Origin of the sequence: Stutzerimonas urumqiensis, from assembly GCF_003640395.1 — a bacterium.
In the GTDB taxonomy this organism is placed as follows: Bacteria; Pseudomonadota; Gammaproteobacteria; order Pseudomonadales; family Pseudomonadaceae; genus Stutzerimonas; species Stutzerimonas urumqiensis.
Genome location: NZ_RBZQ01000003.1, coordinates 416,646 through 438,360 on the forward strand (window position 1 = coordinate 416,646; position 21,715 = coordinate 438,360).

A 21,715-nucleotide genomic window follows, 5' to 3' on the forward strand; every position below is an offset into this window, starting at 1 on the left:
GGGCGACGACGCGCCCCGCCGCGCGATCAGCGCTCGTTCGTCACGCCATAGAAGGAATTGCGCCCGAACGGGCTGATCTGGAAGCCCTCGACGCTGGTGCGCATCGGCTGGTAGACCGTCGAGTGGGCGATCGGCGAGATCGGCATCTGGTCCTTGAGCCGCTGTTGCGCCTGCTTGTACAGCTCGGTGCGCTCGGCCTGGTCGGTGATCTTGGTGGCCTGCTTGATGAGCTTGTCGTAGGCCTCGTCGCACCAGTAGGACCAGTTGTTGCCGCCGACCGCATCGCAGCCGTAGAGCGTGCCCAGCCAGTTGTCCGGGTCACCGTTGTCGCCGGTCCAGCCGATCAGCATGGCGTCGTGCTCGCCGGCGTGGCCGCGCTTGATGTACTCGCCCCATTCATAGCTGACGATGCGCGCGTTCACGCCGACCTTGGCCCAGTCGGCCTGGATCATCTGCGCCATCAGCTTGGCGTTGGGGTTGTACGGGCGCTGCACCGGCATCGCCCAGAGGGTGATCTCGGTGCCTTCCTCGACGCCCGCCTCGCGCAGCAACTGGCGCGCCTTCTCGGGATCGTACGGGACGGCTTCGATGCTCTCGTCGTAGGACCACTGGGTCGGCGGCATGCCGTTGACCGCCAGCTGCCCGGCGCCCTGGTAGACCGCGTCGATGATGGCCTTCTTGTCCACCGCCATGTCCAGCGCGCGGCGCACCTGGACCTTGTCCAGCGGCGGGTGGGTGACGTTGTAGGCGATGTAGCCGAGGTTGAAGCCGGGCTGGCTCGGGACCTCGATGTTCGGGTCCGCCTTGAGCGTCTCGATGTCGGCCGGACGCGGGTTGAGGGTGATCTGGCACTCGTTGGCCCGCAGCTTCTGCGCGCGGACCGAGGCGTCGGTGGTGATGGCGAAGATCAGGTTGTCGATCTTCACCTCTTCCGGCGCCCAGTATTCGTCGTTGCCCTTGAAACGGATCTGCGCGTCCTTCTGGTAGCGGCTGAAGACGAACGGGCCGGTGCCGATGGGTTTCTGGTTGATCTGCTCCGGGTTGCCGGCCTCGAGCAGCTGGTTGGCGTACTCGGCCGCGTGGATCGCGGCGAAGTTCATCGCCAGGTTCTGGATGAAGGCGGCGTCGACGTGGTTGAGCGTGAAGCGCACCGTCAGGTCGTCGAGCTTCTCGATCTTGGCGATGTTCTCGTCCATGCCCATGTCGGTGAAGTACGGGAACTCGCTCGGGTAGGCCTTACGGAACGGGTGGTTCTTGTCGAGCATGCGCTGGAAGGTGAACAGCACGTCGTCGGCGTTGAATTCGCGGGTCGGCTCGAAGTAGTCGGTCGTGTGGAATTTCACGCCGGGCCGCAGCTTGAAGGTGTAGGTCAGCCCGTCGTCGCTGACCTCCCACTCGGTCGCCAGGGCCGGCAGCGCGCGGGTACCGCCGCGCTCGAACTGCACCAGGCGGTTGAAGACGGTTTCGGAGTTGGCGTCGAAGTCGGTGCCGGTGGTGTACTGGCCCGGGTCGAAACCGGCAGGGCTGCCCTCGGAGCAGTACACCAGGTTGCTGGCCGCGAAGGTCGCTGAGGAACTGAGGGCCAGTCCGGCGGCCAGGCCGCGGACGAGAAGATTCTTGCGCATGCAAACCTCATTGTTGTTCTTGGGGTCTGAGGGTCGGTCTCGTGGACCGAGACAGGTAACGCACTGCATGGCGGCTCGCCGGGGATCGCCCTGACGTCGCGAACCGCAAAAGGCTGCTCTTTCGGGCAGCCAGGTGGCCCAGAAATTAAGTCATGCTAAAAACAGGGTCAACACAAATTAAGCCAAGCTGAATACGCCAGGCAGGCTCAACGCACCGTGGCGGGCCCGTCGCTCAGTGGGTCGACCGGTCGTCGAACAGGCGCATCGTGGTGACGGTCAGCACCTCGGCCACGGCCTCGCCGGCATTGGCGAAGTAATGCGGCTTGCTGGCATCGAAGTGGATCGAGTCGCCCTGGCCGAGCGGGTACTCGCGCCCGTCGACGGTGTAGCGGATCTGCCCCGACAGCACATAGGCGAACTCGGAACCGTCGTGGCTGATCAGCTCGGAGCGATACCCGATCGGCACGCTCACCTTCACCGCATTGAGCTGGTTGCCGGGGAAGCTGCTCGACAGGCGCTCATAGGTCAGCGGCTGGCCCTCGATGGTGTAGCGCACCCGCTCGCCCTGGTGGGAATCGGGCTGCGGCTGCTCGGGCTGGTCGAACAGGACGTTGAGCGGAATGCCCAGCGACTGGGCGATGTTGGCCAGCGAGGAGATCGATACGCCGGTGAGGTTGCGTTCGGCCTGGGAGAGAAAGCTCGCCGTCAGACCCGACTCGCGGGCGACCTGGTCGAGGGTTTTCTTCGCGGCGCGCCGATAGCGGCGCAGGCGTTCACCGATGCGGTCGACGGTCATGAGAGCGGCCTGTGGGGAAAGTGGCCAGTATACGGCCAGCGCAACGGGCGAGCGCCAGCACCGGAGAGTCAGAGGCTGTACGAGCGGTCGCGAACGCTCTGGCACGCGCCCTGCCTGCCCGGATGAGGGTGGCTGCGCTGCGCGTCGCGGCTCGTTCGCAAACATCCTGGCGAAGAAAATCTTTGCCTTCCGGATTTAAGCTGTACTTAAATTCCGCCGGGATCGCTCATCGGAGACAGGCATGACCCTTGGCATTGGCGGCAGCACGGCGGAGCAGGCACTCGCCCGGCTCAGCGACATGACCCATGGCGCCGAGCCGATCGGCCTGAGCGAGTACCAGGCCCGCATCGCCCGTGCCCAGTCACGGCTGCGCGAGCTGGACATCGCCGCGGTGTTTCTCGCCGCGGGCAGCGACCTCGAATACTTCACCGGCGTGCGCTGGAGCCCGAGCGAGCGCCTGGTCGGCGCCCTGCTGCCGGCCGACGGCGAACTGAAATACCTGGCGCCCGCCTTCGAGGAAGGCACGGTGCGCGACTTCCAGGTCGTACCCGGCGAGATCCTCACCTGGCAGGAGCATGAATGCCCGTTCCGCCTGCTCGTCGCGCGCCTGCGCCAGCGCATCCCGCAGACCGGCCGCACGCGGATCGGGCTCAGCAGCACGCTGCCGTTCTTCATGGCCGAGGGCATCCGCCAGGCCGGCAGCGACTACCGCTTCATCGATGCCGCGCCGGTCACCGCGCCGTTGCGCCAGCGCAAGTCGCCGGCCGAGCTGGCGCTCATGCAGCGCGCCAAGGACATGACCCTCGTCGTGCAGCAGGCGGCGGCCAGCATCCTGCGCGAAGGCATCCGCACCGACGAAGTCGTCGAGTTCATCCACCAGGCGCACCGGCGCGTCAGTGGCGGCGGCTCGGTGTTCTGCATCGTGCTGTTCGGCGCGGCCAGCGCCTTTCCGCATGGCGTCAAGCATCCGCAGACGCTGAAAAAGGGCGACATGGTGCTGATCGACACCGGCTGCCGGCTGCACAGCTACCTGTCCGACATCACCCGCAGCTACGTCTTCGGCGAGCCGAACGAGCGCCAGCGCGCGATCTGGACCATGGAGAAGGCCGCCCAGCAGGCCGCGTTCGACGCCGCGAAGCTCGGCGAACCCTGCGAAGCCGTCGACGCCGCCGCGCGCCGATCGCTGGCAGCCAACGGCCTCGGACCGGATTACCAGCTACCGGGCCTGCCGCACCGCACCGGCCACGGCATCGGCCTGGACATCCATGAAGGGCCGTACCTGGTACGCGGCGACCGCACGCCGCTGGACGTCGGCATGTGCTTCAGCAACGAACCGATGATCTGCGTGCCCGGCGAGTTCGGCGTACGCCTGGAGGATCACTTCTACATGAGCGAAACCGGGCCGCGCTGGTTCACCGAGCCGAGCCACAGCCTCGACGACCCGTTCGGCCTGGGCTAGTGCGTTCTGGATGGCCACCATCGGCGGCGGCGCCGAGCCGTTCGAATACCCGCCAGATTTGAATCATTCTCAATAACGGGCGTAGACTCTTCGCGTTTGTAATGATCGGCGCGGTTCGACGTCATGTCCCAGGATTGCCACGACCTGATTCAAGTGCTGCATGTCGCTGCCCGCGTATTGCCTGGGCTGACGGGCGAGGTCGGTGCGCCGCAAGGGCACCAGCTGAGCTGCGGGCGACCGGGCAACGCCGCCCAGGTAGCCGCGCTGCATGGCCACTGGCAGCGCGCCCATCCCGAGGCCGGCCCGCACTACTGGTCGGCGCGCAGTTGGTCGTTGCTGATCTGGCAGCCGATCTACCTCAGCCTGCTGGCGGTTCACCTGTGCGGTCGTGCGCCCTGCCTGGCGCAGATGGGGCAATCGGTCGCCGACGGCTCGGTGTATGGCTTTCGCCTGCCGGCTCATTGTCCGTACCGCGGCGACCAGCGCGCGCTGGTGGCCTGCGCCAGCGAGCAGTTGCAGGCGTTCGTCGACAGCCAGCTGGCCGAATTCAACGCCGTCGCGTCCATCTACCCGAAGATGGCGCGCCTGCTGGTCGCCGACTGCCTGCGCGCGGCCCTGTTGCTGGCGCAGCGGCACGAACCGATCCCCAACGAGGCGCTGCTGGACGCCGAGTGCACCTGGCTCGAAGCACTCGGCCTGCCGGGCGGCGGCGCGCTGGTGCCGCTGGCGCTCGACGACGGCCGCCAGTGCCTGGGCATGGGCCGCAAGGTGTGCTGCCAGCATTTCCGCCGCACCGACGGCGAGCTCTGTGACAGCTGCCCGAAGCTCGCGGCGGACGAACGCCTGCAGCGCTTGCGCACGCTGGCGGCCACATGCTGAGCCTCGAGGCCATCGAGGTCCGGCGCGACGGTCGGACGGTGCTGGCGCTCGACAGGCTGCAGTTCGGCGCCGGCAGCTTCACGGTCATCCTCGGGCACAACGGCTCGGGCAAATCGACCCTGATGAACCTGATCGCCCGGCAGTTCGCCCCGGACCGCGGGCACATCGCGCTGGACGGCAAACCGCTGGCGAGCTACGGCCAGCGCGCCTTCGCCCGCAAGGTCGCCTTCCTGCCGCAGCAGATGCCGGAGGTGGCCGGGCTGACCGTGCGCGAACTGGTCCGCCTGGGCCGCTTTCCCTGGCGCGGCCTGCTGGCGCGCTGGCAGCCCGAGGACGAACAGGCGATCGACCGCGCGCTGCGCCAGACCGACATCACCGACTACGCCGACCATCTCGCCGACAGCCTCTCCGGCGGCGAGCGCCAGCGTGCCTGGGTGGCGATGCTGCTGGCCCAGCAAGCGCCGCTGCTGCTGCTCGACGAGCCGACCTCGGCGCTGGACCTGGCGCACCAGTACCAGCTCATGGCCCTGCTGCGCGCGTTGAACCGGGAAACCGGGCGCGCCATCGTCGCCATCCTGCATGACGTCAACCTCGCGGCGCGCTTCGCCGATCGCATCGTCGCGCTCAAACGCGGGCGGTGCTTCTTCGACGGGACGCCCGAGCAGCTGCTGTCGGCCGAGCGCCTGAGCGCGCTCTATGACGTCGACATCCGGCTGGTCGAGGAACCCGGACAGGCCCGCCGCATCGCCGTGGTGAGCTAGTGCAGGCCGTCGCGACCAACACCGCGCCGTGGAAGCCGACCCACCTGCCCGGCCGCTACCTGGTCACCCTGCTGGCGCTCGGCGTGCTGGCCGCGCTGCACCTGAACCTCGGCATGACCCACTGGCCGCTGGACCGCTGGTCGCTGCGCCCGCCGCCGGCCGGCACCTTCGACGCGCTGGAGTTCGGCCTGTCCGTCCTGCCGCGCCTGACGATGGCGCTGCTGGTGGGCGCGGCACTGGGACTGTCGGGCAGCGTGCTGCAACGCATGACGCAGAACCGCCTGGCCTCGCCGATGACGCTTGGCGCCGCCTCCGGGGCCTGGCTGGGGCTGACCGCCACCGCCGTGCTCGCGCCCGCGCTGGCCGCGACGCACGGCCACTGGGCCGCGCTCGGCGGCGCGCTGGGTGCGGTCGGGCTGGCGCTGCTGATCGCCGGGCGCAACGGCTCGGCCGGTCTGCCGGTGATCCTGGCCGGCATGGCGCTGAACCTGCTGCTCGGCGCCATCGCGACGGCCATCCTGCTGGTGCATAACCAGCACAGCCGGGGCCTGTTCATCTGGGGCGCCGGCGACCTTGGGCAGATCGACTGGCACTGGGTGCAGTGGCTGTGGCCGAAGCTGCTGGTGGGCCTCGTGCTGATCGCCCTGGCGCCGCGCCCGCTGACCCTGCTCCAGCTCGGTGGCGCGGGTGCGCGAGCGCGCGGGCTGTCGCTCTGGCCGGTGATGCTGGCGCTGTTTCTCGCCTGCCTGTGGCTGACGTCGGTCGCGATCACCGCGGTCGGGCTGATCGGCTTCATCGGGTTGATCACGCCCAACCTCGCCCGCCTGTGCGGCGCCCGCACCGCCCGCGACGAGCTGCTCTACAGCGCCTTGCTGGGCGCGCTGCTGCTGCTGGGCGCCGATGCCGTGACGCTGGTGCTGAACCGCTGGTTTTCCGAACTCATCCCCAGCGGCGCCGCGGCGGCGCTGATCGGCGCACCGGCCTTGCTGTGGCTGTCCCGCCGCCAGCTCGGCGCCGAAGACCGGCAAAGCCTCGCACTGCCGCCCGGCGCCGAACGGCTCGATCGACGGCGACTTGCGTGGCTGCTCCTGGCCGGCACGACGGTGGCGCTGCTCGGGCTGTTGCTCGCGCGCGGACCGCAGGGCTGGACGTTCGGCTGGCCCTCCGAACTGCTCTGGTCGCTGCGCTGGCCCAGGCTGCTGGCGGCGGTCGCGGCCGGCTGCGGCCTGGCGGTCGCCGGGATGATGCTGCAACGCCTGCTGCGCAATCCGCTGGCCAGCCCCGACATCCTCGGGCTGACGGCCGGCGCCACGCTCGCCGTGGTCGCGGCGGTGATGCTGTTCGGCGCCGGGCAGATGCAGCTGATCGCGCCCATCGCAGCCTTCGGCGGCAGCCTGCTGGTGCTCGGGCTGCTGCTGGTCTTCGGCCGCCGGCACCGCTATTCGCCCGGCATCATGGTGCTGGTCGGCGTGTCGCTGGCCGCCCTGCTGAACACCGCCTTGCAGATCGGGCTGACCCGCGGCCAGGGCGACGCGCTGGCGCTGCTCGGCTGGCTGGCCGGCTCGACCTACCGCGTCGAAGCCGGCGAGGCGATCGTGCTGAGCGTCGCCGTGGTGCTGCTGGTCGGCATCAGCCTGGCCTTCCACCGCGCGCTGACACTGGTGTCGATCGGCGACGGCGTGGCCTTGAGCCGCGGGCTGGATGTCGGCCGCGCCCGGCTGGCGTTGTTGCTGCTGGTGTCGCTCTTGTGCGCGGTGGTCACCAGCCTGCTCGGTCCGGTGGCCTTTCTCGGCCTGCTCGCCCCGCACATGGCCGCGCTGCTCGGCGCTCGCCGGGTCGTGCCGCAACTGTTGCTGGCGGCGCTGCTGGGCGGCTGGCTGATGCTGGTGTCCGACTGGTTGGGGCGCTCGCTGCTGTACCCGCTGGAAATACCGGTCGGCCTGGTGGCCTCGATCCTGTGCGGGCTGTACTTCCTTTACCTGCTGATCCGGCACCGCGTCGCATGAAGATCCTGCTCGCGCTCTTCAGCCTGCTGGCGATCCTCTTCGGCGCCCCCTCGTTCGGCGCCCCCGCGCGTGCGGACGAGGCGCCGCGCATCGCCGCGCTGAGCTGGGAGCCGATTGAGCACCTGTTGATGCTCGGCCTCGAGCCGGTCGCGGTGGCCGATGCCGACGACTACCGCGCCTGGGTCGTGCGGCCGACGCTGCCCGAGTCGGCGGTCGAGGTCGGCACGCGGACCGAGCCGAACCTCGAACTGCTGGCCCAGCTCGACCTCGACCTGATCGTCATCACCCCGCTGCTCGAAGACCTGCGCGACAAGCTGGAACGCATCGCGCCCGTGGTGTCCTACGGCGATTTCACGCAGGAACGCGACAACTACGCCATGCAGCGCGAGAACTACCTGGCGCTGGCCGAACGCGTCGGCCGGCTCGACCGGGCACGCGCGACGCTGGCGGCAATGGATGCACGGCTGGGTGAGCTGCGCGACCGGCTGCACGCGCATTTCGGCGAGTCGCTGCCGGCGGTGACGGTGGTGCGTTTCTCGACACCGACCGCCGTGCTTGTCTACGGCCCCAACTCCATGCCCCGGCATGCGCTGGAACTGCTCGGGCTGGAGAGCGCCTACGACACGCCGGTCAGCCGCTGGGGCAACCTGCAGCTGCCGGTGACGGTGCTCAGCGAGATCGACCGGGGCGTGGTGGTACACATCGAGCCCTTTCCGGGCGGGGAGCGCCTGTTCGACAGTCGCCTGTGGCAGGGGATGCCCTTCGTCCGGGCGGGACGCTTCGCCGGGATGCGCTCGACCTGGACCCACGGCGGCGTGTTCTGCGTGCTGTTCCTGGCCGAAGCCATTACCGAGGCCCTGCTGGAGATCCCGCCCACCGCCGTGCAGGCGGCGGGCGGGTCCGACTCGACCGAGCCGGCTCAGTAGGCCCAGGTCAGGGTGACGGTCGCGTTGCGCGGCGCCGCGTAGTAGGTCTGCTCCCAGTAGAGGCTGGTGTAGTACTCCTCGTCGAACAGGTTGTTGACGTTGAGCGCGACATTGAAGTGCTCGTCGATGTCGTAGCTGGCCATCGCATTGACCACCGCATAGGCGTCCTGACGGGTGACGATGGTTTCGCCGGCCGCCGTGGCGCCCTGCTCCCGTGAAGTGTCGTCCTGCCAGATCAAGCTGCCGCCGACCTCGAGCCCGCGCACCTGCGGCACTTGGTAAGTGCTGGCGACGTAGAGGTAGTTGCGCGGCACATAGGTGCGCACCGTGCGACCTTCCTTGTCTTCCAGCGAGAACAGGTGCGTGAACCCGGCGCTGGCCTCCCAGTTGTCGGTGATCTGCCCGGCGAGCGTCAGCTCGTAGCCCTTGGAGATGGCGTCCACGGTGTTGTAGTAGGACACCCCCGCACCGCTGTCGAAACCGCCGTACTCGGGCGTGTTCTCCTGCTCGGTGCGGAATACCCCGGCGCTGGCGTTCAGCCGGCCCTCGAACCACTCGCCCTTGACGCCGCCCTCGACGCTGTCGCCCTCGATGGGATCGAGCAACGTCAGGTCCGCGCCCAAGAGGTGCTGCGGGCTGAAGATCTTGGTGTAGCTGGCGTAGGCCGAATAATGCCCGCCGAAGTCGTAGGTGACGCCAGCGTAGGGCGTGGTCTTCGATTCGGCGTAGCTGTGCTCGTCGCCGGTCTGATAGCCGCTGCTGTCGAGCCGGGTGTGGTTGGCGCCGAGGATCAGCTTGAGGCGGTCGGTCACGCTGAAGTGCCCGGCACCATAGACACTACGGCGATAGGTGGTGTAGTCCGCGCCGCTGGTCAGGCCGTTGTCGAAGTCCGGCCGCGGATAGTCGCCATCGAAGCCGGCCGGCAGCGGGATGTTGAAGGCGTCATCGTAGGACGACCAGCGCGTGGTCGAGCGCGACCAGTTGGTACCGACGACCGCCTCGTGGGTGCGACCGAACAGCTGGAACGGGCCCTTGAGGTAGGCATCGCCCAGCAGTTGCCGTTCGATGCGGTCGTACTTGGAGGCGTAGGTGAACAGGCCCGCCCCGGTGTCTGCGTCCGGCACGCCATAGGCGAGGAACTGCTCGGCGTCGGAGCTGATTTCCCGGTAGTTCAGCGACACCCGCGATTGCCAGCCGCCGCCCAGCCAACTGGTCAGCTCGGCGAAGGCCTGCTTGTCCTTCGTGTCCCAATAGGCCCAGTCCGGGGCGAAGCTCTTCGAGCGGCTGTAGTCGATGGGATCGCCTTCGCTGTCGTACACCGACAGGGCGCCCCACATGATGCCGTTGGGCCGGTTGCGCTGCTCCGAATAACCGAACAGCGCGGTGTTGCGGTCGTTCAGGTCGGCTTCGAGCATGGCCGAGAACACCGTCTTCTCCAGCGAGTAGCGGTCCAGGTAGGAGTCGCCGTCCTGCTGCACGGCGAGCACGCGACCGCGGATGCGACCGGCCTCGTCCAGCGGGCCGGAGACGTCCAGCTCGCCGCGCACCGTGTCCCAGGAGCCGTAGCTCAGCGCGGCCTCGGCCTGGAAGTCGCGGGTCGGGCGCTTGCGCACGAAGTTGACGGTCGCCGCCGGGTTGCCGGGGTTGGCGGTCAGGCCGTTGGCGCCCTTGAGCACTTCGATGTGGTCGTAGAGAAAGGTATCGATGTCGCCCAGTTGCTCTTCGGAGCTGAACGGCAGGCCGATCCCGTCGATCTGGAAGTTCGACACGTCGAAGCCGCGCACCGAGTAGTAGGTGCGGTCGGTCTCGACCCGCTGCACGTTGACGCCGGCGGCCTGCAGCGCGCTGGTGGCGTTGGTCAGGTTGAAGTCCTCGAGCTGCTCACGCGTGAGGGTGATGGCAGTCTGCGGCGTCTCGCGCGGTGCGAGGTCCAGGCGCGTCGCGGTGCTGGTCGCGCCGATGGTGTAGGAATCGCTGCGCTCGGTGACGTTCGGCACTGCCGCGCGCTCGGCGGTGACATCCACCGGGTCGAGTACCAGCGGATCGTCCGTCTGTTGCGCGAAGCCGGCGCCCGGCGCCAGCAGCAGCGCGAAGGGGGCCAGCCGGCAGGCCAGCGCCAGGGCGGACAGCCGCGCCCGCGGCCCGGCCGGTTGAGTGGTCAGCGAGTAAGAGTGTTCGGTCATTGGATTGGCATTCTTGTGAGTGACTGATCGGGTGCTTGCGAAAGGGAGTCGTGGTCAGTGCATGGCGTCCGTTCCTCGTGTGGGTGAAGGGCCGGCGTCATGCCAGGCCCGGTTCGGGCACGCGTTGCATCACCGCGCGGTACCAGCGGTGGAAGTGCTGCATGCCTTCTTCGAGCGGTAGCTGGTAGGGCCCGCTGTCCTCTTCGCCGCGGCGATACAGCGCCCGGCGGCCGGCGTCAGTGCGCTCGGCGATCTCGTCGTCTTCCAGGGCCGTCTCGAGGTAGGCCACGCGGTGCGCCTCGCAGAGGTCGCGGTGGGTCTGGCGCAGCTCGGCCGGGTAATAGAACTCGACGACGTTGAGCGTCTCGTGGACGCCCTGCGGGTACACCGTCGAGAGCACCAGCGCGTGCGGGAAGACCTCGATCATGTGGGTCGGGTAGTAACTGGCCCAGATGGCGCCGAACGCGGGCGATTGCCCGCCGCAGTGCGCCAGCAGGCCCTCGTGCCAGGCGCGGTAGGCCTCGGTGCCGGCGCGGGCGAGGTTGGGCGTCACCGCGATGCGCTGCAGGCTGTACCAGTCACCGTATTCCCAGCTCAGGCCGCCGCTGTGCACGTAGCGGCGCAAGCCGGGGTGGAAGGAGGCGATGTGGTAGTCGTCGTTGTAGATCTCGATGAAGGTCTTCCAGTTGCACCGGCAGGGATGCACCTCGACGTGATCGAGCTCGTAACCGGCGAAATCCATCTCCGGGCGGTCGAACAGCGGGCCGATGTCGTCGGCCGGATTGCGCTCGCCCTCGAACAGAAAGCCGCCGACGTTGAACAGCGGGTAGCGCGGCAGGTTGCGGCAGGGCCGCTCCGGAAACTTCGGCGCGCCGACGATCAGGCCGCGGTCGTCGTAGGTCCAGGCATGCAGCGGGCAGAGGATGCGTCCGCCGGTCGCGCGCAGGTTGCCGCGGCGAATGGCGCAGGGATCGCTGTCCGGGCCATAGTCGCCGAGCATCACCGCCTGCCGGTGCCGGCAGACGTTGGAGATCAGCTCGACGCCCTGTTCGTTGCGCACCAGCACGCGGGCGTGCTCGTCCTGCGGCAGGGCGTACCAGTCGCCGGGCCGCGGGACCATCTTTTCATGCCCGACGTAGCGGGCACTGTGTCGGAAGACCAGCGCCTGTTCGCGCTCGTAGACGGCCGGATCGCAGTAATCGCCCACCGGCAGCTGGGGTGCCTGGACGGCCGGACGCGCCGTAGCGACGGCCAGTCGGTTGGGATTGAACATGCAAAGGCTCCTTCGCACGGGTGACCCGCGCTGCTCGCTCCGGCGCCGTGCAGGCAGCCGGAGGCCTTGCCCCGGCATCGCCCGGAGCGTTCGGCCCCGAGGGGCCGGTTGCCAATGACGGCGCTAGACCGGCAGCGCCTCTTCGCGCGTGGCGCCTCGCGGCGACCGCACCGGCGCATAGGGCGCGACCGGGTTATCCAGCGGGTCGGCCATGATCAGGCTGCCGGCCGGGTTGGCCAGGTCGACCATCTGCAGGTTGTTCTTCAGTTGCAGGCGGTTGAGGCACGAGTGCAGGAAGGTCGGCGCGAAGAAGTCGTACCGCGCGAAACGCTCGGCCAGCGCCGGGTGCGCGCGCTGGTAGTCGAGGATCGACTCGGCCACGGTGCGCCAGAAGGCGTCTTCGGCCAGGCAGCCGCTGTCGTCGAGCAGCTGGCTCATGTGGCGGAACACGCCGTCGAAGATGTCGATGAAGATGCCGAGGATCTTGTAGTCCTCCGGCACGTCGACGGCGAGGCGCTCCAGCCCGGCGGGCATCTTCGCGTCCTTGTCGAGGATGGCCGACTCCTCGGCGATGTCCTTCATGAACACGCGCGTCGGCACATGGCCTTCGAGGACCAGGATGAGGTTCTCGCCGTGCGGCATGAACACTAGGTGGTGGGCATAGAAGCAGTGCACCACCGGCTCCAGGAAGGCACGCAGGTAGCGGCGCAGCCAGGCCTGCGGCGCCAGCCCGGAACGGCGGATGAGTTCCGGCAGCAAGGGCGTACCCTGCGGATCGACATGCAGCAGCGCGGCCATGGTCATCAGCCGCTCGCCGGTCTTCAGCCGCGGCATGGGGCTTTCCCGCCAGAGCGCCGAAAGCATCTTCTTGTAGGGGCTGTCGGTCTCCAGCGCCGCTTCGTAATAGCGGTTGCGGTAACCGACCGACGCCACCTCCCGGAGGATGCCGAAGCCATAGTCGCGCAGCACCGGGTCGGCGCTGATCAGGCGGTCGAGGTAAGCGTTGATCGCCGGCGTGCCGGCCATGTAGTACGGCGACAGGCCGCGCATGAAGCCCATGTTCAGCACCGACAGCGAGGTCTTCACGTAGCAACGGCCGGGCTGCGAACTGTTGAAGTAGGTGCGCACCGACTGCTGCGCGCAGTAGCGGTCGTCACCGAGGCCGAGCGGCACGATGCGGCGCTCGGCGATGTCGGCGGCGAACATGATCGACAGCTTGTTGAACCACTGCCAGGGGTGCGCCGGCATGAACAGGTAATGCGCCGGATCGAGCCCGTCGCCGGCCAGCTGGCGACGGAATTCGACGAGCTGGCGCTCGCCCAGCTCCTGGCGTAGCAGCGTCTCGTGATCGAGTCCGGGGACCGAGGCGAAGTGGGCGTTGTCCCGGTGCACGGCGAGCCAGACGATGGCGAAACGCGAGCCGGTTTCCGGCGCATAGGCATGGTAGTCGAGCGCGTCGAAGCCGAGCCGGCCGTTGTTGGCGACGAAGCCCGGATGACCTTCGATCATCGCCGCCTCGACCGTCTGGTAGTCGGCGTCGGCCAGCTCCGCGCTGGTCAGTGCCGGTCGCTCGTGCTTGTAGGCGGCGCCGTAGAGCGTGCTGCTGATCTCGTCGAGGTAGACGGGCAGTTTGTCCGGAGGAATCCCCAGCGTGCGCTTGAAGTCGATGACGAAGGTCAGGGCGTCCAGCGGCTGGGCCTGGCCATCGACCTCCCGCTCGATGGTGGAGGCATCCACATGCCAATGCCGCAGCGCCATCCGCCGCGCCTCGAAGCGATAACGACAGCCCTGCGTGTCAGCCACCAGCGCGTAACGACCCCAGCCGGCGCGCGATGCTTCGGCCAGCCATTCTGGCTCGAACACCTGCTCGTGAGCGAACTCGGCGATGGCCTTGCGTACCAGCAGCCGGTTGACCTTGCGCCAGACGTCGGGGTGCAGATGCGTGACCGCCGACGCGGGGCGATCGAGGCTTGGAGACATCGTCATGGGGCCTGTTCCTCCAGTGAGTGAGCGAAATCGCGTGCCGTGCAGAACGCCAGCCGGGCCGTCTTGCCCGGCAGCTGGACGGTCCCGGCGTCGACGAAGCCGACCAGCCGGTTGAGACGGTGCACCCGCTCGTTGCGCGCGTCCGGCTCGACCACCACCCGCTCGGCGCCCAGCGCGTCGAACAGGAAGGCCATGACCGTGCGCAGCACGTCGCGGGTGTAGTGGCGGATCGGCCGCTGGGCCGGCCCGACGAAGAAATGCATGCCGATGTCGCCCGGCTGAACCGGGTAGCACGCGCCGAGCGGATCGCGCGCCGGGTCGTAGCACTCGACGACGAACGCCGGTGCGCCATCGTCGAACCCGAGGTAGGCGTCGAGGCCACGCTGCGCCGCCTCGCGGTAGAACGCGGCGGTGGCCTCGACGCTCATGTTCTGCATGTTCCAGAAGTGCGCGTAATCCATCTGGTACCAGGGCTGGATGATCGCGACGTCCTGCTCGATCGCCAGCGGTCGCAGCGCGAAGGCCGGGTTCAGCGCCAGCCGGTTATCGGACGGTGTTATCCATTCAGGTTGCATGGCAGGCCTGCTCTGTGGCGCGGTGGCGCTGGTCGACGCCGAACCAGCCGCGATCGATCACGGCGGTCAGCACCATTCCGGCGGCCGCAATGGCGAAGGTCGTCGGCACGCCAACGAGCGCGACCAGGTAGCCGGCGCTGAACGACGACAGCAGCACGCCGAGGTTCTGGAAGAAGTTGGTCACGCCGAAATCGCGCGCATAGACCTCGGGCGTGCTGACCTTGAACAGCGTGACCTCCAGCTTGACGATCACCTGATACAGCGCCCAGCCGTAGAGGCAACGACCGACGATGATCAGCCAGGGCGAAGGGCTGGCCTGGAGCGCCAGGCCCACCGCGCCGAGCAGCAGGTTGAACAGCGTGTGGTCGACCCAGCGTGGCGGGCTGGCGATCCGGTAGCGAACGGCGAGCGCCAGCAGTGCGACGATCCCCGGAATGGCGAACACCAGCCCGGTGAGCATCTGTTCGGCGATCCCGGTGCGCGCTTCCCAGTAGACTGTGAAGAACGGCCGCACCAGGTAGGCGCTGAAGTCGAACAGGAACATCAGCAGGCTCAGCTTGAGCAGCGCCGCCAGGGCCTCAGGCGTGCGGCGCGGCGCCGGCGCGGCCCGTTCGGTCTCGTCACTCGACAGCACCCGCACCACTCGCCCGCTGCGGATCAGGTAGGTGCAAAGCCCGAACTGCGCGAGATCGCCGGCCGCCATCAGCGCGACGCAGAACCGCGGGCCGAACTCCTGCAGCGCCAGCCCGCCCACCGCGGCGCCGAAGATCGCGCCGATATGAATCACCACAGAGAGCAGGCCAATGGTCACGCTGTGCCGGTCGGCCGGCTCCAGGCGCATCAGGTAGGGGAACATCAGCAGGTAGCTGGCCTTGGTCATGAACATGAGCATGGTCAGCAGCCAGTACGCCTCGACCGTCGGCGCCCAGATCGCCAGCAGGCAGAAGGTGGTGGCGGCCAGCTGGGTATAGGCCAGCAGGTGCATGGTCTCGACGCACCGCGCCACCCGCGCCCAGAACGGCAGCATGCACATCACCGCGATGGAGATGGCGGCGATGTAGGCACCCACGTGCACCGAACTGGTCAGGCCATAGCGCAGCTCGAAGAACTGCGGGTAGAAGGCGATCAGGATCGAGTCGCTGATCACGCCGAAGGCCGACATGATCAGGATGGTCGTACGCAGCGTCACGAGCCGACGGCCTCCCGTTCCAAGGCGACGAAGCCGCTGTCTTCGCCCGGCGCGAAATCCTGGAAGGCGGTGCGCGGCTCGCTCGGGTAATGGTCGTGGCCGGTCAGCTCGGCCAGCAGCCGGCTGTTGCGGTGGCACGCCAGACCGAGGTCGGGGTTGGTCAGGCCGTGGCTTTGCAGCCCCACGTTCTGCACGAAGATCTCGCGGTTGTGGTGATCGACCGCCCAGCGCTTGGAGGGGGCATATTGGCCCTGGCTGTTCCAGCGGATGCGCGCTCGGATGCCCTCGACGAAGGCCGGCACCTGATGGCGATAGCCGGTGGCGAACACCACGCCGTCGACACGGTGGCGGTAGCGCCGGCCGAGCTGGGTGTGGCGGAAATCCAGCTCCCAGCCGCGGCCGTCCGGCGCACGGCGGCAGGCTTCGAGCGCCATGCAGGTCAGCAGTCGCGTCGGCGGCGCGTCGCGGTGGCGGCGCTCGTCGAGCAAGGCGTAGAGGCGCTCGATCAACGACTGGTTGATGCCGTTGTAGATGCTGCGCTGGTCGTCGAGTACCTCGGCCTTGGTCGCCGGGTCGAGGTCGTAGAAGTAGTCGCCGTATTCGGGGGTGATGAGTTCGAGCGTGAGCTTGGCGTCTTCCATCTGGAAGAAGCGCGGCGCGCGGGTGACCCAGTTCAGCGTGTAGCCGTGACGCTCGGAGCCTTGCAGCAGGTCGTGATAGACCTCCGCCCCGCTCTGCCCGCTGCCGACGACCGTGATGCTGCGCCCGGCCTGCAAGCGCGCCCGTTCGGCGAGGTAGCCGCTGCTGTGGACCAGGTGTTCGCGATCCAGCGCACCGCAGCCGTCGGGGAAGCACGGCACGCCGCCAATGCCGATCACGAGCTTGCGGGCGCGGTATTCGAACGTCCCGCCGTCCTCGATTCGCCGCCCGCGAACGACATACTGGCCGGTCGCCGGCTCATGGCGAATGCCCTGCACCTCGTGCCCGCAACGCAGGTTATCGAGCTGCGCCGCGGCCCAGCGGCAGTAGCGGTCGAACTCCTGCCGATCGAGGTACCAGTTCTCGCGGATGTAATAGGTGTAGAGCCGGCCCTGTCGCTTGCAGTAGTTGAGGTAGCTGAACGGGCTGGTCGGATCGGCCATCGAGACCAGATCGGCGAGGAAGGGGTTTTGCAGCGTGGTGCCATCGAGCAGCATGCCCGGATGCCAACTGAAGGCCGGCTTGCGCTCGAGGAACAGGCTACGCACGCCGGACAGCGGCGCGGTCAGGCAAGCAAGCCCGAGGTTGCAGGGCCCAACGCCAATCGCGATGAAATCGTAGGTCGATTCATTCATCGTCTCTCATCTCCGCAGCGACCTGTCGAGGTCCGAGGAGGCTAGAGTTGATGAGAATCATTGTCAAATCAGAAACAGTATTATCTTCATCTGGCCGAAGACCCTGTTCGGGCGCTGCGGTTCCGGCGCAGACGCGGCTATGGCGAATGGCTTACACGATGAGCCGACTTCGTCCATTCTTGCTCACCCCTTGCCTGCGTAGACTTAATTGCAGGTGTCGAGGACAGACACCAGCCCGCAGGACGCGGGTCAGGACGTTGCAAGGATGCGGCGCTTCAGGACGAAGACCCAGGGCAGGACAGGAAAGACATAAAGGCGCGGGCTAAAACCCCGCGCCTTTTTTGTTGCGTCCGAAAAAGCATGCGCCATCAGCCTTCACGGCCCGCGCTGCCATATTGGACGAACTGCACCTCGCGGACCGTGCCCTGGCTGTCTTCGTACACCAGCGTGACCGGCACGATGCCTACCGCCTGCGAGGTATCGGTGATCGACAGGACCTTTTTCACGTCCAGCGGCTGGCCATATTCGTAAGTGATGGCCGGGTGGTGGTCGGTCGGCTTTTCTGCCGTGCCGGCAAAGGCCAGCGGTGCGATTGCAGTCAGGGTAGCGAGGGTGGCAGCGATGAGTTTCATGGTGGTTCTCCTATCGATTGGCGCGACGCGCCGGGACAGGTTCGATCTAACCACCACGGTTCTTATGCTTGAAATTGATGCGCCTGCTAGTGCCCATCGAGCCTATCGATGTCTGCCCAGACGCCTCGAATGCTTAAGCCGCTGCGCTCAATCGAAGCGCATTGACCGTTCCTCGCCGAGCAGGAAGGCGTGGTTGCGCTCGGCGCAGGCACGCAGGTATTCCGCGACGAGCGTGATACGCCGCAGCTTCGCCAGATCCTCCCGGTAGTACATCCAGAACTGCCGCAGCACCTCGACCTGCTCGGGTAGCACCTCGACCAGCCGCTCGTCCGGCGCGGCCAGGAAGCACGGCAGGATGCCCAGCGTGTCGCCCTGCAGCACCGCCTGGTACTGCGCGATCACGCTGGTGCTGCGCAGGCGGCTCGCGGCGCGCGGGACCACGCGATCGAGATATAGCAGCTGCGGGCTGAAGGCGAGGTCGTCGACATAGCCGCAGAACGGGTGACCTTCGAGATCGCCCAGGGCGCCGATCGGGCGGTGCGCGGCGAGGTAGGCGGGCGTCGCATACAGCCGCAGCCGGTAGTCGCACAGGCGCGAGCAGATGTACGGGCCGCTGGTCGGCCGTTCGAGCGAGATGGCGATGTCGGCCTCGCGCTTGGACAGGCTGAGAAAGTGCGGCACCGCGACCACATCCACCGAGATGTCGGGGTAGCGCTGCTGGAACCGGCTGATCTGCGGCGTCACGAAGAAGCTGCCGAAGCCCTCGGTCGAGCCGATCCGCACGTTTCCCGACAACGACAGGCCCGCGCCGGACACCTGCTCGCAGGCGGCCTGGAGGGTACTTTCGAAGGTTTCGGCGAACCCCAGCAGGCGCTGGCCTTCCGCGGTCAGGACGAAGCCCGTGCCGCGGGACTTCTCGAACAGCAGCGCACCGAGCGCCTGTTCCAGCGCGCGAATCCGGCGCGACACGGTCGTGTAGTCCACGCCCAGGCGCGCCGCCGCCACCGTCGCTTTGCGGCTGCGGGCCACTTCCAGGAAATGCTTGAGGTCGTCCCAGTTCAGCTGGCCGGGCGTGATGTGAGGTTTTTGCATATCGCTTCGGTTTTTCTACATGACTGGCGGACAAGTTTGCATATCTATACTCCAGAACGACCAGCGCGGCGCCGTCAGGGCCGCGCAATGACAACAAGAGCCAGCCATGCGCCCGTTTCCCAGCCCCTGCACGCCACCGCTTCAGCACTCGCCCTCTGCCCTCGGAGCACGCCACGCCGTACATCCGGGCCACTGCTGCGCCCGCGCCCTTTCACCCGAGCTGGCGCCGGATGGGCGCCGTACAGGACGGAGATCACGATGAATCCGAACACCCAGGCCTTTCTCACCGCCCGCGACTTTCTGCTCGAGCATGCCGACGACTACGACGCCGCGGTGGCCGGCTTCCGCTGGCCGACGCTCGATCGATTCAACTGGGCGCTCGACTACTTCGACGTCATGGCGCGCGGCAACAGCCAGCCGGCGCTGCGCATCCTCTGCGAGGAAGGCACCGAGGAGGTCTACAGCTTCTCGCAGCTGTCGCGTCGCTCGAACCAGGTGGCGAACTTCCTGCGGCGCCACGGCGTGAAGCGCGGCGAGCGAATCCTGCTGATGCTCGGTAACGAGGTGGCGCTCTGGGAAACCATGCTGGCCGCCTTCAAGCTCGGCGCCGTGGTGATTCCGGCGACCGGCCTGCTGACGCCCGCCGACCTGCGCGACCGGCTCGAACGCGGCCGCGTCGGCCATGTGCTGGTCGGCTGCGCGCATTGCGACAAGTTCGAGTCGATCGACGGCGGCTATACGCGCATCTGCATCGGCGATCCGACCGAGGGCTGGCTGGATTTCGCCGCAACCGCCCATGAGCCCGACGCCTTCGAGCCCGATGGCGAGACCGCCGCCACCGATCCGCTGCTGCTGTACTTCACCTCCGGCACGACCTCCAAGCCCAAGCTGGTGTTGCACAGCCACCAGAGCTACCCGGTCGGGCACCTGTCGACGATGTACTGGATCGGCCTGCGGCCCGGCGACGTGCACCTGAACATCTCCTCGCCGGGCTGGGCGAAACATGCCTGGAGCTGTTTCTTCGCGCCCTGGAACGCCGGCGCCTGCGTGTTCATCCATAACGTGGCGCGTTTCAGCGCGCCGGTGCTGCTGCGCACGCTCGAGCGCCACGGGATCACCAGCCTCTGCGCCCCGCCGACGGTCTGGCGGATGCTCATCCAGGAAGACCTGGCGGCCTTCCGTGGGCGCTTGCGCCTGCGCGAGGTGATCGGCGCGGGAGAACCGCTCAACCCGGAAATCATCGAGCAGGTCCGCGACGCCTGGGGCCTGACGCTGCGCGACGGCTACGGGCAGACCGAAACCACCGCGCAGATCGGCAACACGCCGGGCCAGCCGCTCAAGCCGGGCTCGATGGGCCGCCCGCTACCGGGCTATCGCGTCGCCCTGCTCGACCCGGACGGCAACCCCGCCGAGGAAGGCGAAGTCGCGCTGCGGCTGGACCCGGCGCCGCTGGGCCTGATGTGCGGCTACGAAGACAGCCCCGAGAAAACCGCCGAGGTCACCCGTGGCGGTTATTACCGCACCGGCGACACGGCGATGCGCGACAGCGAGGGCTACATCCATTTCGTCGGCCGCGCCGATGACGTCTTCAAGGCGTCGGACTACCGCATCAGCCCGTTCGAGCTGGAAAGCGTGCTGATCGAGCACCCGGCGGTCGCCGAGGTGGCGATCGTGCCGAGCCCCGATCCGGTGCGCCTGTGCGTGCCCAAGGCGGTGCTCACCTTGAGCCACGGCCATGAACCGAGCGCCGAGCTGGCGGCCGATATCCTCGCTTTCGCCCGCGACCACCTGGCCCCCTACAAGCGTGTGCGGCGGCTGGAGTTCGCCAGCGAGCTGCCCAAGACGCTGTCCGGCAAGATCCGCCGCGTGGAATTGCGCGCGCAGGAGGCTCGCCGCCGAGAAGCCGGTGGGCGCGAGCCGAACGAATACTTCGAGGAGGATTTCGCCAGCGCCCCGGCGGGCGTCGCCTGAGTCGCGATCGGCTGTCGCGCGAATATGTGCTGCCGGCCGCGCTCAGCGGGCCGGCTCGACCTCGATCCGCAGCTGCCAGCCGTCGTCGGTCGCTTCGCCGTGCCAGCGGCCGGTGAGCGGGCGCGCGGCGATCAGCCGCAGCGACAGCCCTGCCTCGGTCTCGCGCAGCTGCCAGTTGACGGGCTGCCCGCCGAGTTCGAGCTGTCCGCGCTTCGTCTCGCCGGAGGCTCGCGCCTCGATCAGCACGACGTAGACGCCGGCACGGTGCTCATCGCGGATATCCGCCTGGCCGCTCAGGTGCAACACCAGGCCGCCGTCGCGCGCTGCCAGGCCTTGCAGCGTCGGTTGACGATCGACCAGGCGGCCCAGCATCAGCCCGAACAGCAGGCCCAGCAGGACCAGCGAGCCGAAGAACTGCCAGCGCAAGCGTCGCCGCTCGGCGTCGGTAGCCCTAGAATGCGCAACCTCGTCCGCCTCGGTATCCGCCATGTTCCACGTCATCCTGTTCCAGCCGGAGATCCCTCCGAACACCGGCAACATTATCAGGCTGTGCGCCAACACCGGCTGCCGGCTGCACCTGATCGAGCCGCTGGGTTACGAACTGGACGACAAGCGACTGCGCCGCGCCGGCCTGGACTATCACGAATACGCCAGCCTGCAACGCCATGCCACGCTCGAGGCCTGCCTCGACAGCCTCGGCCTGCCGCACCCTGGCGTGCGCGGGCCCGATGGCGGGCCGCGGGTGTTCGCGTTCACCACCAAGGGATCGCAACCTTTTCACGAGGTGAGCTACCGCGCGGGCGACGCCTTCCTGTTCGGCCCTGAAAGTCGTGGCCTGCCAGCGGAAATCCGCGACGCCTTCCCGCCGGAGCAGCGCGTCCGGCTGCCGATGCAGCCCGACAGCCGCAGCCTGAACCTCTCCAACACCGTGGCCGTGGCGGTCTATGAGGGCTGGCGGCAGCTGGGCTTTCCCATGAGCGCGCGCTGATCGCCGAAGCGCTGGATTTCCTCCGCACCCGACGGTGGAA

The 21,715-nt window shown here is 67.9% G+C and carries 18 protein-coding genes; 7 read left to right on the forward strand and 11 right to left on the reverse strand.

Annotated elements, in window-relative coordinates; translation table 11 throughout:
* Window positions 1-26 precede the first annotated feature (26 nt).
* Window positions 27-1,625 carry an ABC transporter substrate-binding protein gene (locus tag D7325_RS07925; protein ID WP_120995013.1) on the reverse strand — a complete coding sequence of 533 codons (1,599 nt, stop codon included), beginning with the start codon at window positions 1,623-1,625 and terminating at the stop codon, window positions 27-29.
* Window positions 1,626-1,857: 232 nt separating this feature from the next.
* A complete protein-coding gene (locus D7325_RS07930; RefSeq protein WP_120995014.1) occupies window positions 1,858-2,421 on the reverse strand; it encodes a helix-turn-helix domain-containing protein in 564 nt (187 codons plus the stop codon).
* Window positions 2,422-2,662: 241 nt separating this feature from the next.
* Between D7325_RS07930 and D7325_RS07935 the strand changes: the two genes are divergently transcribed.
* The 5 genes from D7325_RS07935 (at window position 2,663) to D7325_RS07955 (ending at window position 8,452) form a co-directional block, all read left to right on the forward strand.
* Entirely contained in the window at window positions 2,663-3,880 is a 1,218-nt protein-coding gene (locus D7325_RS07935) for a M24 family metallopeptidase (protein ID WP_120995015.1), read from the forward strand.
* Between the two features lie 123 nt (window positions 3,881-4,003).
* Window positions 4,004-4,759, forward strand: coding sequence for a siderophore ferric iron reductase (locus D7325_RS07940; RefSeq protein WP_120995016.1), 756 nt, complete (start codon window positions 4,004-4,006; stop codon window positions 4,757-4,759).
* A complete protein-coding gene (locus D7325_RS07945; protein WP_120995017.1) occupies window positions 4,753-5,520 on the forward strand; it encodes an ABC transporter ATP-binding protein in 768 nt (255 codons plus the stop codon). The genes D7325_RS07940 and D7325_RS07945 overlap by 7 nt, the downstream gene beginning before the upstream one ends.
* Window positions 5,520-7,526 carry a Fe(3+)-hydroxamate ABC transporter permease FhuB gene (gene fhuB, locus D7325_RS07950; protein ID WP_245962046.1) on the forward strand — a complete coding sequence of 669 codons (2,007 nt, stop codon included), beginning with the start codon at window positions 5,520-5,522 and terminating at the stop codon, window positions 7,524-7,526. Before D7325_RS07945 ends, fhuB begins: the two co-directional genes overlap by 1 nt.
* Window positions 7,523-8,452 carry an ABC transporter substrate-binding protein gene (locus D7325_RS07955; RefSeq protein ID WP_120995018.1) on the forward strand — a complete coding sequence of 310 codons (930 nt, stop codon included), beginning with the start codon at window positions 7,523-7,525 and terminating at the stop codon, window positions 8,450-8,452. The genes fhuB and D7325_RS07955 overlap by 4 nt, the downstream gene beginning before the upstream one ends.
* Here D7325_RS07955 and D7325_RS07960 read toward each other — a convergent pair.
* The 8 genes from D7325_RS07960 to D7325_RS07995 form a co-directional block, all read right to left on the reverse strand.
* Entirely contained in the window at window positions 8,446-10,635 is a 2,190-nt protein-coding gene (locus D7325_RS07960) for a TonB-dependent siderophore receptor (RefSeq protein WP_120995019.1), read from the reverse strand. The two genes, D7325_RS07955 and D7325_RS07960, sit on opposite strands and share 7 nt — an antisense overlap.
* 97 nt (window positions 10,636-10,732) lie before the next feature.
* The gene (locus tag D7325_RS07965; protein ID WP_120995020.1) at window positions 10,733-11,908 is read right to left on the reverse strand and encodes an aromatic ring-hydroxylating oxygenase subunit alpha; all 1,176 of its coding nucleotides are present in this window, start codon (window positions 11,906-11,908) and stop codon (window positions 10,733-10,735) included.
* A 123-nt stretch (window positions 11,909-12,031) separates the two neighbouring features.
* Complete coding sequence (locus D7325_RS07970) at window positions 12,032-13,894, reverse strand: IucA/IucC family protein (RefSeq protein ID WP_281273498.1); 1,863 nt, start codon at window positions 13,892-13,894, stop codon at window positions 12,032-12,034.
* The gene (locus tag D7325_RS07975) at window positions 13,891-14,469 is read right to left on the reverse strand and encodes a GNAT family N-acetyltransferase (protein ID WP_120995021.1); all 579 of its coding nucleotides are present in this window, start codon (window positions 14,467-14,469) and stop codon (window positions 13,891-13,893) included. Before D7325_RS07975 ends, D7325_RS07970 begins: the two co-directional genes overlap by 4 nt.
* Window positions 14,459-15,658 (reverse strand): MFS transporter, encoded by a 1,200-nt coding sequence (locus D7325_RS07980; protein WP_120995022.1) that lies wholly within the window; start codon window positions 15,656-15,658, stop codon window positions 14,459-14,461. Before D7325_RS07980 ends, D7325_RS07975 begins: the two co-directional genes overlap by 11 nt.
* Window positions 15,655-16,992, reverse strand: a complete 1,338-nt coding sequence (locus D7325_RS07985; protein ID WP_120995023.1) for a lysine N(6)-hydroxylase/L-ornithine N(5)-oxygenase family protein — start codon at window positions 16,990-16,992, stop codon at window positions 15,655-15,657. The genes D7325_RS07980 and D7325_RS07985 overlap by 4 nt, the downstream gene beginning before the upstream one ends.
* Window positions 16,993-17,360: 368 nt before the next feature.
* Window positions 17,361-17,624 (reverse strand): DUF2790 domain-containing protein, encoded by a 264-nt coding sequence (locus D7325_RS07990; RefSeq protein WP_120995024.1) that lies wholly within the window; start codon window positions 17,622-17,624, stop codon window positions 17,361-17,363.
* Window positions 17,625-17,771: 147 nt separating this feature from the next.
* A complete protein-coding gene (locus D7325_RS07995; RefSeq protein WP_120995025.1) occupies window positions 17,772-18,716 on the reverse strand; it encodes a LysR family transcriptional regulator in 945 nt (314 codons plus the stop codon).
* Between the two features lie 258 nt (window positions 18,717-18,974).
* Here D7325_RS07995 and D7325_RS08000 point away from each other — a divergent pair, with 258 nt between their 5' ends.
* Window positions 18,975-20,687: an AMP-binding protein gene (locus tag D7325_RS08000; RefSeq protein WP_120995026.1), complete on the forward strand. Its 1,713-nt coding sequence runs from the start codon at window positions 18,975-18,977 to the stop codon at window positions 20,685-20,687.
* A 42-nt stretch (window positions 20,688-20,729) separates the two neighbouring features.
* Here D7325_RS08000 and D7325_RS08005 read toward each other — a convergent pair whose 3' ends face one another.
* A complete protein-coding gene (locus tag D7325_RS08005; protein WP_120995027.1) occupies window positions 20,730-21,176 on the reverse strand; it encodes a hypothetical protein in 447 nt (148 codons plus the stop codon).
* On the opposite strand from D7325_RS08005, the gene D7325_RS08010 reads away from it, so the two are divergent.
* Window positions 21,175-21,675: a tRNA (cytidine(34)-2'-O)-methyltransferase gene (locus D7325_RS08010; protein WP_120995028.1), complete on the forward strand. Its 501-nt coding sequence runs from the start codon at window positions 21,175-21,177 to the stop codon at window positions 21,673-21,675. The genes D7325_RS08005 and D7325_RS08010 overlap by 2 nt on opposite strands.
* Window positions 21,676-21,715: the final 40 nt, after the last annotated feature.